The sequence below is a fragment of the Actinoplanes sp. CA-051413 genome, assembly GCF_050955795.1.
In the GTDB taxonomy this organism is placed as follows: domain Bacteria; phylum Actinomycetota; class Actinomycetes; order Mycobacteriales; family Micromonosporaceae; genus Actinoplanes.
Genome location: NZ_CP192100.1, coordinates 3,461,392 through 3,475,125, shown reverse-complemented (window position 1 = coordinate 3,475,125; position 13,734 = coordinate 3,461,392). Strand labels below are relative to the sequence as shown.

At 72.5% G+C, this 13,734-nt stretch carries 13 protein-coding genes; 11 read left to right on the top strand and 2 right to left on the bottom strand.

Going from position 1 to position 13,734, the window contains the following annotated elements:
- Positions 1 to 30 precede the first annotated feature (30 nt).
- Positions 31 to 1,539, top strand: coding sequence for an FAD-dependent monooxygenase (locus ACQP2Y_RS16240; RefSeq protein ID WP_433728972.1), 1,509 nt, complete (start codon positions 31 to 33; stop codon positions 1,537 to 1,539).
- Here the strand turns inward: ACQP2Y_RS16240 and ACQP2Y_RS16235 are convergent.
- Positions 1,514 to 2,116, bottom strand: a complete 603-nt coding sequence (locus tag ACQP2Y_RS16235; RefSeq protein ID WP_433728970.1) for a TetR/AcrR family transcriptional regulator — start codon at positions 2,114 to 2,116, stop codon at positions 1,514 to 1,516. The genes ACQP2Y_RS16240 and ACQP2Y_RS16235 overlap by 26 nt on opposite strands.
- Before the next feature lie 121 nt (positions 2,117 to 2,237).
- On the opposite strand from ACQP2Y_RS16235, the gene ACQP2Y_RS16230 reads away from it, so the two are divergent.
- The 4 genes from ACQP2Y_RS16230 to ACQP2Y_RS16215 all read left to right on the top strand — a co-directional run bounded on the left by ACQP2Y_RS16230 (position 2,238) and on the right by ACQP2Y_RS16215 (position 6,511).
- A complete protein-coding gene (locus ACQP2Y_RS16230; RefSeq protein ID WP_433728968.1) occupies positions 2,238 to 3,701 on the top strand; it encodes an MFS transporter in 1,464 nt (487 codons plus the stop codon).
- Positions 3,702 to 3,794: 93 nt separating this feature from the next.
- Positions 3,795 to 4,655 (top strand): aldo/keto reductase, encoded by an 861-nt coding sequence (locus ACQP2Y_RS16225; protein WP_433728966.1) that lies wholly within the window; start codon positions 3,795 to 3,797, stop codon positions 4,653 to 4,655.
- Positions 4,652 to 5,200, top strand: coding sequence for a YbhB/YbcL family Raf kinase inhibitor-like protein (locus ACQP2Y_RS16220; protein ID WP_433728964.1), 549 nt, complete (start codon positions 4,652 to 4,654; stop codon positions 5,198 to 5,200). Before ACQP2Y_RS16225 ends, ACQP2Y_RS16220 begins: the two co-directional genes overlap by 4 nt.
- Positions 5,201 to 5,251: 51 nt before the next feature.
- The gene (locus ACQP2Y_RS16215) at positions 5,252 to 6,511 is read left to right on the top strand and encodes an NAD(P)/FAD-dependent oxidoreductase (protein WP_433728962.1); all 1,260 of its coding nucleotides are present in this window, start codon (positions 5,252 to 5,254) and stop codon (positions 6,509 to 6,511) included.
- Positions 6,512 to 6,696: 185 nt separating this feature from the next.
- Here the strand turns inward: ACQP2Y_RS16215 and ACQP2Y_RS16210 are convergent, their stop codons facing one another.
- Positions 6,697 to 7,695 (bottom strand): aldo/keto reductase, encoded by a 999-nt coding sequence (locus tag ACQP2Y_RS16210; protein WP_433728960.1) that lies wholly within the window; start codon positions 7,693 to 7,695, stop codon positions 6,697 to 6,699.
- A gap of 245 nt (positions 7,696 to 7,940) precedes the next feature.
- Here ACQP2Y_RS16210 and ACQP2Y_RS16205 point away from each other — a divergent pair, with 245 nt between their 5' ends.
- From ACQP2Y_RS16205 to ACQP2Y_RS16180, 6 genes are read left to right on the top strand one after another with little or no spacing between them, the layout of a single operon-like run.
- Entirely contained in the window at positions 7,941 to 8,972 is a 1,032-nt protein-coding gene (locus ACQP2Y_RS16205) for a 3-oxoacyl-ACP synthase III family protein (RefSeq protein WP_433728958.1), read from the top strand.
- A gap of 3 nt (positions 8,973 to 8,975) precedes the next feature.
- Positions 8,976 to 10,868 (top strand): HAD-IIIC family phosphatase, encoded by a 1,893-nt coding sequence (locus ACQP2Y_RS16200; RefSeq protein WP_433728956.1) that lies wholly within the window; start codon positions 8,976 to 8,978, stop codon positions 10,866 to 10,868.
- The gene (locus ACQP2Y_RS16195; protein WP_433728954.1) at positions 10,865 to 11,092 is read left to right on the top strand and encodes a phosphopantetheine-binding protein; all 228 of its coding nucleotides are present in this window, start codon (positions 10,865 to 10,867) and stop codon (positions 11,090 to 11,092) included. The genes ACQP2Y_RS16200 and ACQP2Y_RS16195 overlap by 4 nt, the downstream gene beginning before the upstream one ends.
- A complete protein-coding gene (locus ACQP2Y_RS16190) occupies positions 11,089 to 11,844 on the top strand; it encodes a 2-oxo acid dehydrogenase subunit E2 (protein ID WP_433728952.1) in 756 nt (251 codons plus the stop codon). Before ACQP2Y_RS16195 ends, ACQP2Y_RS16190 begins: the two co-directional genes overlap by 4 nt.
- Entirely contained in the window at positions 11,837 to 12,931 is a 1,095-nt protein-coding gene (locus ACQP2Y_RS16185; RefSeq protein WP_433728950.1) for an alpha/beta hydrolase, read from the top strand. Before ACQP2Y_RS16190 ends, ACQP2Y_RS16185 begins: the two co-directional genes overlap by 8 nt.
- A complete protein-coding gene (locus ACQP2Y_RS16180) occupies positions 12,928 to 13,731 on the top strand; it encodes a thioesterase II family protein (protein ID WP_433728948.1) in 804 nt (267 codons plus the stop codon). Before ACQP2Y_RS16185 ends, ACQP2Y_RS16180 begins: the two co-directional genes overlap by 4 nt.
- Positions 13,732 to 13,734 lie beyond the last annotated feature (3 nt).

The window sequence follows — 13,734 nt, the reverse complement described above, 5'->3', positions numbered from 1 at the left end:
CGATGGTGCCGGGACCCCCAGGAGAGAGCCATGAATCGTACCGTCATCATCGTGGGCGCCGGCCCGACCGGCCTGATGCTCGCCGGGGAGCTGCGGGTCGCCGGGGTCCCGGTCGTCGTGCTGGACACTCTGCCCGAGGCCGTGCCCTTCTCCCGTTCGCTGTTCGTGCAGAACCGCACGGTCGAGGCCCTGCGCATGCGCGGGCTCGACTGGTTCGCCGACGCACCGCGGTGGCTGCGGTACAACTTCGGCTTCCTCAACCTGCCGCGGCTGCGCGACGACTCCGAGTTCGTCCCGCGGCACGCCCCCCAGCAGGAGTTCGAACGGCTGCTGGCGGAGCGCGCCGAGCAACTCGGCGTCGACGTGCGTCGCGGGCACGAGGTGGTGGGGCTCGTCCAGGACGAAGCCGCCGCCCACGTCACCGTCCGGTCCGCGGCCGGGACGTATCAGCTGTCCGCGCCCTTCGTGGTGGGTTGCGACGGTGGGCGCAGCACCGTCCGCAAGCTGGCCGCCGTCGACTTCCCCGGCACCGCCTCGACCCTGCACGGGATCACCTCCTACCTGTCGCTGCCGGACAACCGGCTGCCCGACGGCCCGCAGGCGGCGATCCACCCCGGCGGCATCGTGGCCATCGCGGAGCTGGAGCCCGGCCGGTTCCGGGCAACCTGCATCGAGTTCGACCGGGCGATGCCGGATCGGGACACCCCGCCCACGCTCGACGACCTGCTGACCGGTGTCCGGCGCGTCTCCGGGCAGGAGCTAGCGGTGACCGAGGCGCACTGGATCTCCCGCTTCGGCAACGCCACCAGGCTGGCCGCGAACTACCGCCAGGGCCGGGTGCTGCTCGCGGGCGACGCCGCCCACATCCACTTCGCCTCGGCCGCGCAGGGCCTGAACACGGGCATCCAGGACGCGGTGAACCTCGGCTGGAAGCTGGCCGCGGAGGTCAACGGGTGGGCACCTGAGGACCTGCTGGACAGCTACCACCGCGAACGGCACCCGGTGGGTGCTCGCGTCTGCATGTACTCGCAGGCTCAGGTCGCCATGTACCACCCGGTCGACAAGGTGGCGCCGTTGCGCGGCCTGTTCGGCAAGCTCATGACCCTCGACAGCGTCCGCGATCACCTGCTCGGACTGGCCACGGGCATGGACATCCGGTATCCCGACGACACCGGAGCCGGGCATCCGTCGGTGGGGCTGCGCATGCCCGACGCGCCACTGACCACGGCCGCGGGCGCCACCACGATCTACGGCGGGCTGCACGACGGCGCAGGGCTGCTGCTCGACCTGACCGGCCGGGACGACGAGGGCGCCGGCGCGGACGGCTGGGCGGACCGGGTGCGTCACGTACGCGCGGAACCCGTCGCGACCGTCGAGGCCCGCCGGGTGCTGGTCCGCCCCGACGGCTACGTCGCGTACGCGGAGGCCGGTGAGCCGGACGACGACGCCCTGCGGGCGGCACTGACCCGCTGGTTCGGTCAGCCCCGGGCCGGCAGCATCGCCCGGGGCGGCGTCACCGCCGGATCATCGGCAGGATGACCGTGTCGACGACCTCCTCGAGAAAGTCGTCGCTGATCACCGGGTCCTCCAGGAAGTACGTCTGGATGAGCATGGCCGGGCCGACGTTGGCCACCATGGCGGTGACGGCCTCGGGGCGCACCTCGCCGCGCTCGACGCCCCGGGCCAGCGCGCGCAGGGCCATCTCGCGGTAGGGGGCGAAGACGCGCTCGCCGATGGCGGCGTGCACCAGGCCCGCGCCCGCGCCCGGCTCCGCCTTCAGCGCCTGGAACGTCGCGCCGTACGAGGACTCGAGTGCGCTGCGCAGGCAGCGCAGCAGGGCCAGGAAGTCCGCACGCAGGCCGCCCTGGGGCGGCACCTCCGCGGGTGACGGCAGGGCGGCGCGCAGCGCATCGACGATCAGTGCGTTCTTGTCCGGCCACCGGCGGTAGAGCGTGGCCTTGCCGGTCCGCGCCGCCGCCGCGACGCCCTCCATGGTCAACCGCGCGTACCCGAGCTTGCTGATCTGGTCGAACACGGAGTCGAAGATCGCCCGCTCCAGCTCAGCACCACGGCGGCGGGTGGCCGGGCGCTCGGACACCGTGGCGGGCACGCTCATCGGAACCATCTGTCACGCCTTCCGCCGAAATAGCGAACGGATCCGTACCCTTGCAAGAGACGGTACCGTTTCTTATGCTGTGTTCCGTTCAACTCAACCATCATGACTCTTGGAGGATGGCATGTCGACGACTACCGGTTCGGCTGCCTCGACGCAGCACCCCGAAGCACCACAGACCGGGCGATCCAGCGGCGTCACGCTGGCGGTGATCGTCTCCTTCGCCCTCCTCATCGGTGTGGACTCGACCATCGTCAACACGGCCCTCCCGCAGGTGCAGCAGGACCTGGGCTTCTCCAACACCGACCTGTCCTGGATCCTCAACGCCTACACCCTCACGTTCGGCGGCCTGCTGCTGCTCGGCGGCCGGCTCGGTGACGTCGTCGGGCGCCGTTCCACGTTCATCGCGGGCGTCCTCATCTTCACCCTGGCCTCCCTGCTCGGCGGCCTGGCCACGTCCGCGTGGTGGCTGATCGGCTCCCGCGCGCTGCAAGGCGTCGGTGCCGCCCTCGCCTCACCGGCGATGATGGCGCTGATCGTGACCAACTTCCAGGACGCGGCGCGCGCGAAGGCGCTGGCCATGTTCTCCGGCGTGATGGGCGCCGGCGCCTCGGTCGGCCTGATCGCCGGTGGCCTGCTGACCTCGTGGATCTCCTGGCGCTGGGTCCTGATCGTCAACGTCCCGCTGGGCATCGTCATCGCCCTGCTGGCGCCGCTCTACGTCAAGCAGCCCGACAAGCACCCGACCCGGCTCGACGTGCCCGGTGCCCTGCTCGGCACGCTCGGCATGGGTGCGCTGGTGTACGGCTTCATCCGCGCCGCCTCGGACGGATGGCGCGACAGCGTCACTCTGACCAGCTTCGGACTGGCCGCGCTGCTGCTGATCGCCTTCTTCATCGTGGAGACGCGGACCGAGCAGGCGATCGTGCCCCTGCACCTGCTGGCTGACGGCACCCGCGCCGCCGCCTTCACGACCACCCTGCTGCTGTCCGCCGCCATGTTCGGCGTGCTGTTCCTGCTGACCCAGTTCCTGCAGGACGTACTGGAGCTGAGCCCGATCCGGGCCGGCCTGGCCTTCCTCCCGATGACCCTGGGCCAGTTCGCCGCGGTCCGTCTGGTGCCCAAGCTACTGCCCCGCCTGGGCGCGAAGATCCTGCTCGTGGGCGGCTCCGCGCTGGTCACGGCCGGCATGGCCTGGCTCACCCAGCTGTCGGCCACCAGCGACTACTTCACCGCCGTCTTCGGACCGCTGCTGCTCATCGGCGTCGGCGTCGGCGTCGCCTTCGTCACCCTCAACGTGACGATCATGTCGAACGTCGCCCAGAAGGAGGCGGGCGCCGCCTCCGGCCTGCTGCAGACCATCCAGTGGCTGGGCGGCACGCTCGGCCTGGCCATCTGGGTGACCATCTTCGGCGCCACGATCCGCGGTGCCCAACCGACTGCCGGGTCAGCGGTGGACCCGACGCACGAGGTGCTGGCCCTCGGCGTCTCCCACGCCTTCATCGGCGCGGCCCTGGCCGCGGCGGCGACCCTGATCCTGGTACCGATCGCCCTGCGCAAGCGCGCGGCCGCTCCCGCCGCACGCTGACCCCACCGCAATCCGTCACCGGGTGGTGCCGGACGTCCGCCGCACCGTCGGCTGCCGTCCGGCACCACCCGGGAAACCTCACGAGGACCCGACATGACTCTCCCGGACGCATCCGGGAACGCCGCCACCCGGCTTCCCCGCACGGTGACCATCCGCGGTGACGTGGCCATGCCGACGCTGGGGCTGGGTGTTTTCCTCACCGGCGCCGGCGAGCGCACCCGGACCGCGGTCACCGCCGCGCTCGGCGCCGGATACCGCATGATCGACACAGCCGCCATCTACGGCAACGAGGGCGACGTCGGGCACGCCGTCCGGGCCGCCGGGGCGGACGACGTCTTCATCACCACGAAACTGTGGAACTCCGATCACGGCTATCAGGCCACGCTCGACGCGTACGAGCGCAGCCGCCGGCGGATCGGTGTCGACGTGGTCGACCTGTTCCTGATCCACTGGCCGGTGCCGGGCAGCCGGCTGGAGAGCTGGCGCGCGATGGAGCACCTGCTCGCCGAGGGCCGGGTGCGGGCCATCGGCGTGAGCAACTACATGACCAACCATCTGGAAGAGCTGTTGAACAAGGCCGACGAGCCGCCGGCGGTGAACCAGATAGAGCTCAACCCGTACTGCTTCGGCGCCGCGCGGCGGGACGTGCTGCAGCTGTGCGCCGAGCGCGGCATCGCGGTCCAGGCCTACAGTCCGCTGGCCAAGGCCCGGATGCTGGCCGACCCGCCGCTGGTGCGGGTGGCGCAGCGGCACGGCCGCGCCCCGGCGCAGGTGCTGGTGCGCTGGGCTCTGCAACACGGCACGGTGCCGCTGCCCAAATCGACCGACCCGCGGCGCATCGCCGCCAACGCCGACGTCTTCGGGTTCGCGCTCGACGACGAGGACATGGCCACCTTGGACGGTCTCGACCGCGACCTGGTCACGCCCGGCTGGGACCCGGTCGGCGCGCCGTGACGACCCGGGCCCCCGGGCGTCCGCCGCTGCCCTACGACCACCTGCCGCCCGTGCCCGCATTCCGGGTGACGAGTGCGGACCTCGACGACGGTGCCCCGCTGGGCAGCGCGCAGCTGTTCAACGGCTTCGGTCTCACCGGCGGCAACACCTCACCGCAGCTGCGGTGGTCGGACTTCCCGGAGGAGACAGCCGGCTTCGCGGTCACCTGCTTCGACCCGGACGCCCCGACCGGTTGCGGGTTCTGGCACTGGCTCCTGGTGGACCTGCCCCCGACGACCACGCGACTCCCGGCCGGTGCCGGGGACGTGGCGGGGACCGGGCTGCCACCGGGAGCGTTCCACCTCCGTAACGACTTCGGCAGCGCGTCGTACGACGGCCCCGCGGCCCGTCCCGGCCAGGGTCCGCACCGGTACGTCTTCGCCGTCCACGCCCTGAGCTGTCCGAGCCTCGGCGTCCAGCCCGGCACGTCGGCGGCGATGGCCGCCGCCCGGCTGACCCACTTCACGATCGCCCGGGCCACGACGGTGCCGGTGCACCAGCCCTGACCTCCGCGACGCCGGGTGCCGGTGACGCGCCGAACCCGAGAGAGGAATCCCGTGCCGAAGGTCGTCATCGTGGGCGCCGGACTGGCCGGTCTGCGCACGGCCGAGGAGCTGCGCCGCGCCGGGTTCGCCGGCGGCATCGAGCTGATCGGGGCGGAGCGGCATCCGCCGTACGACCGGCCGCCGCTCTCCAAGGATGTGCTGCGGGGCGGGCGTCCGGCGGAAAGCCTCTACCTGTCCCGTCGCGAGGCGCTGGCCGACGCGGGGATCACCCTGCGCACCGGGTGCCGCGCCGAGCGGCTCGAGCCGGCCGGCCGGCTGGTGCACCTGACGGACGGGACCGCCGTCGGCTACGACCACCTGGTCGTGGCCACCGGAGTCGAGCCCCGGCGGTTGCCGGGCACCGACGGGGTGCCAGGCGTCTTCTGCCTGCGTTCCCTGGAGGACGGCGCCGCGCTACGGGACCGGGTCGCCGTCGCCGGGCACGTGCTGGTGGTGGGCGCCGGTTTCGTGGGCTGTGAGGTGGCGGCGAGTCTGCGCGCCGCCGGCGTGGCCGTCACGATGATCGACATGCTGCCGGCACCGCTCGCCCGCGCGTTCGGTGTCGTCGTCGGCGAGCTGGTCGCCGACCTGCACCGCGAGTCCGGTGTGGACGTCCGCGGCGGCGTGGGCCTGGCTCGCGTGCTGGGGGCGGCGACCGGCGATGACCCGCACGGCGAGCCCTCCGGCACGGGTGTGGCGAGCGTTGAGCTGACCGACGGTGACCGGCTGGTGATCGACACCGTGGTCGTCGGCATCGGCGCCGATCCGGCTGTGCGGTGGCTGGCGGGCTCCGGGATCCGCCTCGGTGACGGCGTCGAGTGCGACGCCGGGGGGCGTACCTCGCTCGAGCACGTCTGGGCCGTCGGCGACGTCGCCTGCTGGCCGTACGAGGGCTCGTTCTTCAGCGGCCGGGCCCGCACCGAGCACTGGACCCGGGCCGGTGAGCAGGCCGCCGTGGTGGCCCGCGACATCGTCGACGGCAGCCAGCCGGCGCTGTCCGCCCCGCCGTACGTCTGGAGCGATCAGCACGGTCGCAAGATCCAGGCGATCGGCTGGTTCAGCCCGTCCGACGAGGTACGGATCCTGCGCCGCGAGCCGGGGCGCTTCCTGGCGGCCTACGCGCGCACCGGCCGGCTGACCGGAGTGGTCGGATGCGGGTTGCCGGCCGACGTCATGCGGCTGCGGGCCGCTGTCCTCACGGGTGTCCCGATGACCGATCTGGGCCCGGCCGGGGCGCCGGGCCACACGTTCGCCTCCGCTCCGGCCGGGTGACGGCGGGCCACTCCGTCGACCGATCGCCGCGCCCGCGGTGCCCACAGCTTCACCCCCCGGTGTCCTGCCGCGTACCCGCCCTGTCAGCGGCCGGCACCGACCCCTGCCGGCCGCCCCCCGTCGGCCGGCAGCAGCGGCCCCTCACACCACATCGGTGTGAGGGGCCGCTCTTGCTGCCGCAGTGCTCAGGAACGCGCCGGTGCGGACGGCGTCGGGTGGCGGTTGGTGCCGGCGACCTGAGCCGCGATCGGCTCGAGTTCAGCGAGGTCGTCCGCGGTGAGGGACAGCTCCGCGGCGCCGGCGTTCTCCTCCAGGTACGAGCGCTGGCTCGTGCCGGGGATCGGTACCACCGGCACGTCGTGCACCCCGTCCCGATGGATGAGCCAGGCCAGGGCGACCTGGGCCGGGGTCGCGTCGTGCCGGGCGGCCACGCCGCGCACCACGTCCACCAGGCGCTGGTTGTGGTCGGCGTTCTCGCCGATGAACCGCGGCACCGTCCCGCGGACGTCACCGGCACCGAACTCGCTGGCGGCGGTGTAGGCGCCGCTGAGGAAACCGCGGCCCAGCGGGCAGTTCGGCACGTAGCCGATGCCCAGCTCGGCACACGCGGGAACCACGTCGGCCTCGTCGTCCCGGGTGAACAGCGACCATTCCTTCTGCACGGCGGTGATCGGGTGCACGGCGTGCGCCCGGCGGATCTGCTCCGCGTCGAGGTTGCTCAGCCCCAGGTATCGCACCTTGCCGGCGCGCACCAGTTCGGCCATGGCCCCGACGGTCTCCTCGATCGCCACCTTGGGATCAGGCACGTGCAGGTAGTAGAGGTCGATGTGGTCCACGCCGAGCCGCTGCAGGCTGGCGTCGCAGGCCTGCGCGACGTAGGCGGCGTCACCGCGCAGCCCGCGCAGGCCGCGGCTCTCCGGGTCCCGGACCGGCCCGAACTTGGTGGCCAGCACCACCCGGTCGCGCTCGGCCGTGCTCAGGAAGCGGCCCACCAGCCGCTCGTTGTCCCCGATCCCGTACGTGTCCGCGGTGTCGAAGAAGGTGATGCCGAGTTCCAGCGCGCGGCCGAGGGTGGCCAGCGACTCGCTTGCGTCAGCGGGCCCGTAGAACTCGCTCATGCCCATGCAGCCCAGGCCGAGAGCGGAAACCTCCGGCCCCACCTTCCCCAGTGTGACGGTACGCATGCGGTAGTCCTTTCCGGCTGGTGGTCGGGACGGAAGGTCCCGGCGGCACACGCGCCGCCGCAGGCAGGTTGGCAGGCGGGGCTTACCGAGACCTTGGCCGCCGCTAAAACGTCCCTCCCCCGCGGCCGGTCCGGGTCCGGCCGGGCAAGCACGTCTTTGGGACAGCTTTAGCGCCGCGATCGACGATGGCGCGAGCGGGACGACCGGTGTGCGGGCGTCCGCGATCGCTCCCAGGAAGGCACAGGATGGATATCTCGGACATCCGCATCCTCTCGGCCGGAACGGCGTTGCCCGGCCATCCCATCGACAACGCCGCCCTGGCCCGACGGTTCCGCATGGACTCCGTCTGGGAGCAGTGGGTCGACGCCTTCGTCGGCACCCGCAGCCGGCATCTGTCCGTCGACCTGCAGACCGGGGAGGTGCGGCAGACGCTCGCCGACCTGGCCGTCACCGCCGGCCACCGCGCGCTGGCCGGGGCCGGGATCGACGGCGCGGACATCGACCTCGTCGTCATGGGCACGGCCACGCCGGACACCCTGATGCCGGCGACCGTCAACGTCGTCGCGGACCGGCTGGGCATCGACGGCGTGCCCACGTACCAGTTGCAGTCGGGCTGTGCGGGTGCGGTGCAGGCGCTGGACGTCGCGCGTCACATGCTGTGGGCCGGCGGCAGCCGGACCGCGCTCGTGCTCGCCGGCGACGTCTCCACCAAGTACTTCGACCTCGATCTCGACCTGCGCAAGCTGCCGCCGGCGGAGCTGGTGAACGTCGTGCTCTTCGGCGACGGTGCCGGCGCCGCCGTCCTCACCAGCGATCCGGTGCCCGGCTCGACCGCGCTGCGGGGGCTGCTCAACCGGCTCACCGGCAAGGATCGCGCCCCGGGCCACGTGCTCGACTGGTTCGGCCCGGCCGACCGCCTCTCCGAGCGGCCCGGCGCCCGCGAGGATTTCAAGGCCATCGAGCAGCACGTGCCCGCCATGGCCGCGGAGGTCCTGGCCGAACTGCTGGACCGGTTGGCCTGGCGGCCCACGGACGTGGACTACCTGCTGCCGCCGCAGCTGTCGGGACGGATGACGGCCCGCATCGTGGAGCAGCTGGCGCTGCCGGTGGCGACCGAGATCTCCTGCGTCGAGGAGACCGGCAACAACGGCAACGCGCTGCCCTTCCTCCAGCTCGAGCGCGTGCTGGCCAAGATGGCGCCCGGTGACCGGGCGCTCGGCATCGCGATCGAGTCGAGCAAGTGGATCAAGTCCGGTTTCGCCCTGGAAAGGGTGTGAGCAATGGTCACGCCCACCGTGCTTCCCGCGCCGATCGACGAGTTGACCGCACTCGCCCGCGGTGGTGACCTCGCCGGCCGGTATCCGACGGTGGCGCCCCTGCTCGCCGGCCTCGACCCGGCGGACCTGCTCCGCGCCGGCCGGCTGCTGACCCGCCTGGACCCGGCCGAGGTGCGCCGCGCCCACCCCGCGACGCCGACTGTCTCGGTGGCCATCACCGGGCACGGCACGCTCGCGGCCCTGCCGCCGGCATTGACCGCGGAGGCGGCCCGACACGGCGTCCTGCTGACGACGCTGATGAGCGACTTCGGCGGCTACGTCACCGACCTCGGCGATCCGGCCAGTGCGCTCTATGCGGCGGACACCGATCTCGTGCTGTGCGTGGTGGACGCCGTCGAGGTCTTCGACCAGCTCCCCGCCCCGTGGACCGTGGACGGGCTCGAGGGCGCACTCGACGAGGTGGTCGGGCGCCTGACCGCGCTGGCCGCCCGGTTCACCGCCACGGCCCGCGGCACCCTGGTCCTGAACACCATGCCCCTGCCCGGGCACTACCCGGCCCAGCTGGTCGACCACGCCTCCCGGGCCCGGCTGGGTGTCCTCTGGCGCACGGCCAACAGCCGGCTGCTCGACCTGGCCGCGACATCATCGCGGATCGTCGTGCTGGACCTGGACCCGCTGGTCGCCGACGGCGCGCCGGTCATGGACCCACGGCTGAGCGTCTACGCCAAAGCACACCTCTCGGACGCTCTGCTGTCCGCCTACGCCCGGCAGGTGGGTCATCTCTGCCGCGGCATGGCCGGTCGCACGCGCAAATGCCTGGTGCTGGATCTGGACAACACGGTCTGGGGCGGAGTGCTCGGCGACGACGGGGCGGACGGCATCGAGGTGGCCGACAGCTACCGCGGTGAGGCGTTCCGGGCCTTCCAGCGCGTGGTGCGCCAGCTCGGCTCGCAGGGCGTACTGCTCGCCGCGGTGAGCAAGAACGACGTGGAACCGGTCCGGCAGGTGCTGCGGGAGCACTCGCGGATGACCCTGCGCGAGGACGACTTCGTCGCCGTCGTGGCGAACTGGCGGCCGAAGCACGAGAACCTGCGCGAGCTGGCCGCCACGCTGAACATCGGCCTGGACAGCATGGTGTTCGTCGACGACAGCCCCTACGAACGCGGCCTGGTACGCCAGGAGCTGCCCGAGGTCACCGTCGTCGTGGTCGACGACGAACCCGCCGGGCACGTGGCCGCGCTGCTGGGCGACGGCTGGTTCGACGTACGGGAGGTGACCGCCGAGGACCGCAGCCGCACGGTGCTGTACCGGGACGAGGCGAACCGCCGCAGCTTCCTGCACAGCTTCGACTCGCTCGACGACTACCTGCGCAACCTCGACGTGACCGTACGCCTCGACCGGGTGACGCCGGACCAGTTCGCCCGGCTCTCCCAGCTCACCCTGCGTACCAACCAGTTCAATCTGACCACCGTCCGGCTGCAGCCGGACCAGGTGCGCGCCCTCGCCGAGGACCCGGCGCACCTGGTGCTGGCCATCGGCGCCGGCGACCGGTTCGGCGACAACGGCCTGGTCGGTGCGGTGTTCGCGCACCGCTCCGGTGCCGACCTGCACATCGACAACATGCTGCTCAGCTGCCGGGTGTTCGCCCGCGGGATCGAACAGACGTGCCTGGCGGCGGTACTCCGGCACGCCGCCGCCACCGGGGTCCGCGCGGTGCGCGGCCGCTACGTCGCGACCGCGAAGAACGGCGGCGTCCACAACCTCTACCAGCGGTACGGCTTCACCGTCACCGCTGACGACGGGGTCACCACCACGACCTGTCACGACCTGGGCGAGCTGCCCGCACCGGCGGACCACGTCCGACTGGTCACCTCGTTGGAAGGGGCCCACCCGTGAACAGCCTTGACGACTTCGTCGAGATCGTGCGCAACGAACTGGGACTGCCGGTCGGCACCCAGGACGCCGCGCTGAGCCTGGACGACGTACCCGGCTGGAACTCGCTGCACCTGCTGACCCTGCTGGTGGTGCTGGAGCGGACGACCGGCCGGCGCATCTCCATGCCCGACGTGCTGCAGGCGGACAGCCTGCACCAGATATACACGCTGGCGACCGCCGCATGAGGCCGGCCGCGCTGGCCCCGCAACGCCGGCACACCTACTACTTCCTCCGGGAGATTCGGCAGTTCTCGCCGGTGTTCCTGGACACGGACATCGACATGACCGCCGTCCAGCGGCATCGCCGCGAGGCCCGGGAACGGTCGTTGCGCTACTCGACGGTCAGCTACGTCCTGCACACCGCGAGCCGCGTCCTCGCCTTGCATCCCGACGCCAACGCCGCGATCAGCGGCCGGGTCCGGCCACGGCTCGCCTACCACGACCGGGTCCACGCCAAGCTCGCGCTGGACCGCGACCTGGGCGGCCGGCGCGTCGTGCTGGCCGCGGTCCTGCCGGACCTGCACCTGGCCGACCTCGACGGCGTCCAGCGGCAGGTGAGCCACTACCGCGACGGCGACGCGGCCGACATGCCGGAGTTCGCCGGCGTCCGGGCACTGCACCGGCTGCCCGCGCTCCTGGGCGCGTTCGCCTTCCGGCGGACCGTACGGCCGCTGCGCAACCGGGCCGAACGCGTCGGCACCTTCGCGGTCACCTCCCTCGGGCACCGTCCGGTGCAGAGCTTCCACTCCGTCGGCGGCACGACGATCACCCTGGGCCTGGGCCAGGTGAGCGACCGGCCGGTGGTCCGCGACGGCGTCCTCGCCGTGGCACCGCTGATGCGGCTCAGCCTCAGCTTCGACCACCGCGTCATCGACGGCGCCGAGGCGGCGGACGTGCTCACCGAGATCAAGGACGGCCTGGAGGCGTACGGTGAATGACGTCGCCGAGCTCAAGCAGTTCGTGACCGTGCACGCCCGCACCCAGAACCTCCTGCCGCACGTCTACCGGCCGCTGCTCGACCGCATCCGGACCGACGGTGACGGACCCGGTTCCTGGGTCCACGAGTGGTCCGCTGCCGCGACCGGCCGGCTGCACGCCGGCGATCCACTGGGTGCCTGCCGGTACTACGCCATGGCACGGTTCCCGTTCCCGGACGGCCCCGCCCGCCAGGACGCGCAGCGGCAGTGCGTCTCGGCGTTCGAGAGCTGGCGGCAGGACAACGACACCGGCATCGAGCGCCTCGACATCACCCTGCCGGACGGGACCGTCGGCTGCTGGACGAGCGGCCTGTCCAGCACCGCCCGGCGGCCGCTGCTGCTGGTCATGGGTGGCATCGTCGCGGTCAAGGAGCAGTGGGCACCGATCCTGCGGCAGGCCCGCCGGCTCGGCATGGCCGGTCTGGTCACCGAGATGCCCGGCGTCGGGGAGAACACCCTGCCCTACAGCGCCGAGAGCTGGCGGATGCTGCCGGCGATCCTGGACGCCGTCCGGGACCGCGCCGACGTGTCGCACACGTACGCGGTGGCACTGAGCTTCAGCGGGCACCTGGCGCTGCGCTGCGCGTCGGTGGACCCGCGGATCCGGGGGATCGCCACCTCGGGGGCGCCGGTCTCCGACTTCTTCACCGACCGGGAGTGGCAGAGCCGGTTGCCCCGGATCACCGTCGACACCCTGGCCCATCTGACCGGGGTCGAGCAGCAGGCCCTCGCGGCCCGGTTGCCCGGCTGGCGGCTCGGCGACGACGAGCTCACCGGGCTCGACATCCCCGTGTGCTACCTGGCCAGCAGCCGCGACGAAATCATCCCGGCCGGTGATCCGGCCCGGCTGCGTGAGCGCGTACGACAGCTGCGGCTGATGGAGAACGACGACGTGCACGGCTCGCCCCGGCACGTGACGGAGTCCCGCCTGTGGGTTGCCCTGTCCCTGCTCCGGATGCGGGACGTCCGTGGCCCGCAACGGCTGGTCGTCGGCTCACTGTGGCGCGCCGCGCGGCTCCGGGCCCGGCTGCGGCGGACGGCGGCATGACTGCCCCGGCCACCCGGTTCGGGCGCTACCTGTCCGGTGAGCCGCGCGGGGACGACGTGCTGAGGTTGTTCTGCTTCCACCACGCGGGCGGCGCGGCGTCCACGTTCTCCGGCTGGCGCGGCGCACTCGGCGAGCACGTCTCGGTTCTCCCGGTGCAACTGCCCGGCCGGGAGAACCGCATCAGGGAACCGCGGATCCGCGACATGCCGGCGCTCGTGGCCGAGCTCGACCGGCACCTCGGCCCGCTGCTGGACCGGCCGTACGCGTTCTACGGTCACAGCATGGGCGCGCTGGTGGCGTACCACCTCGCCCGGCTGCGGCAGACCACCGGCCGGTCCCTGCCGCAGCGGCTGCTGGTCGGCGCATTTCCGGCGCCGCACCGGCCGGCCGCGACTGTGCCGGCCACCGATCAGCCGGACGACGTGCTGGTGCGCTGGATGCGCGACATCGGCGGTGTCTCACCCGAGCTGCTGAACTATCCGGAGTGGCTGCGGGCCGTGGCCGCGCTGGTCCGCGACGACCTGGCGCTGTGCCGGGGCGGGCTGACCGAAGCATGGCGGCCGTTGTCCTGCCCCGTCGACGTCTTCCACGCGGCGGACGATCCGCTGGTCTCGGCGGCGGACGCCCGCGCCTGGGAACAGCACACCAGCCGCGGCTGCACCGTGCACGGCATGGCCGGCGGCCACTTCTTCCACCGTGACTCGGCGCCCGCGCTGCACAGCACGCTGACCGCCGTGCTGACGCCCGTGCCGGCCGGTACCCCGGCCGCCGGATCGTCCGGTCTGGTCACCGCGCTTTAGACC